This is a genomic window from Streptomyces niphimycinicus, assembly GCF_018883605.1.
Taxonomy (GTDB): Bacteria; Actinomycetota; Actinomycetes; order Streptomycetales; family Streptomycetaceae; genus Streptomyces; species Streptomyces niphimycinicus.
Genome location: NZ_JAHLEM010001231.1, coordinates 1 through 1,548, shown reverse-complemented (window position 1 = coordinate 1,548; position 1,548 = coordinate 1). Strand labels below are relative to the sequence as shown.

General features: G+C 75.2%; 1 protein-coding gene. It reads right to left on the bottom strand.

The genetic code is table 11. The features are described from left to right. Positions 1-1,548: CDP-glycerol glycerophosphotransferase family protein (locus tag KN815_RS49035; protein WP_216348193.1), on the bottom strand; the 1,548-nt coding region annotated here is incomplete at both ends.

The following is a 1,548-nucleotide window of genomic DNA, read 5'->3' as shown; positions in this document are numbered from 1 at the left end:
GGAAGTGGCGACCGGTGGGGCGCACACCACCCCGGCGCGCCGCGCCGCCAGGGGCTCGGCGGCCCGGTCGGAACCGGCGGAACCGGCGGAACCGGCGGAACCGGCAGAACCCGCGGGAACGTTCGGAAGACCGCGGCCGGCGGCGGCAGGGGCGGGGCGGCGCTCGGCGAGCGGGACGACGGGCGGCAGCAGTACGTGGCGCTCGCCGAGGAACACCCGGCGCACCACGCGTTCGGCCGCCCGCCCGTCGTCGTACGGGCAGAAGCGGGCCCGGAACGCGGCGCGCAGCGCGGCCGAGCGCGGACCGCACCAGGTGCCGTCGGCGAAGAGGGCGATCAGCTCGTCCTCGGTGCGGGAGACCGGGCCGGGCGGGGCGGCGGTGATGTCGAAGTAGGTGCCACGGGCGGCGCGGTAGGCGTCCCAGTCGTCGGCGTGGATGACGATGGGGCGGTCGAGGTTGGCGTAGTCGAACATGAGGGACGAGTAGTCGGTGAGCAGCGCGTCGGCCGCCAGGCACAGCTCCTCCACCCGGCCGTACCCGGAGACGTCGAGCACCCGCCCGTGTCCGGAGACGTCGAGCACCCGCCCGCGCCCCGGGACGTCGAGCACCCGCCCGCGCCCCGGAACGTCGAGCACCCGCCCCCGCCCCGGGGCGTCCACCCCCCGCCCGCCGGAACTCACCACGCCGGTGGCCGGTACATGGAAGTAGTGCGCCCTGACCAGCAGGGTGAACCCGGGACCCAGCGCGCGGGCCACCCGCTCCACATCCAGCCGTGGCACATAGCGGCGCTGGTAGTCGCGGTGGGTCGGCGCGTACAGCACGGCGACGGTACCGGCGGGGATGCCCAGCCGGGCGCGCAGCCGGGCCACCTCGTCCTCGGTGGTGTGCTGGAAGACGTCGTTGCGGGGGGCGCCGTAGGGGAGCGTGGTGTAGCCGGAGGGGTAGACCCGCTGCCAGATCAGGGTGGTGTGGCGGTTGGCGGAGAGGCTGTAGTCCCAGCGGTCGACCCGTTCCATCAGCTTGCCGAAGTCCATGCCGCGCGCGGCGGCCGGGCGGTCCCGCAGATCCAGGCCCATGTGCTTGAGCGGGGTGCCGTGGTGGGTCTGGAGATGGATCTGACCGGGCCGTTTGCGCATCCCCTGGGTGAAGTTGACGTTGTTGACGAGGAAGCGGGCGCGGGCCAGTGCCGTCCAGTACGCGGCCGAGCCGGGGTGCAGCCGACGCACCCCGGGCGGCAGGGTGTGCGCGTACTCGGGGGTGGTGATCCAGGCGGTGCGCAGCCCCGGCGCCAGCTCGCGGACCTTCGCCTCGATGGCCGCCGGGTGGCAGGCGTAGCCCCGGTGCCAGTACGCGGCGAAGACGGCGAGCCCGGGATCGACGGACCGGCACCGCTGCACCCGGTAGTGCAGCCACAGCGCCGCGCGGCGCGCCCTCGTAAACGCCGTAAGGCCGCATTCGGCGGTGCGGCGGCGCAGCCGGTCGGCGCCGCGCAGCAGGTGGTACGCCCGGCGGGCGCCCAGCCGCAGCAGCAGACCCCGCCATCGGGC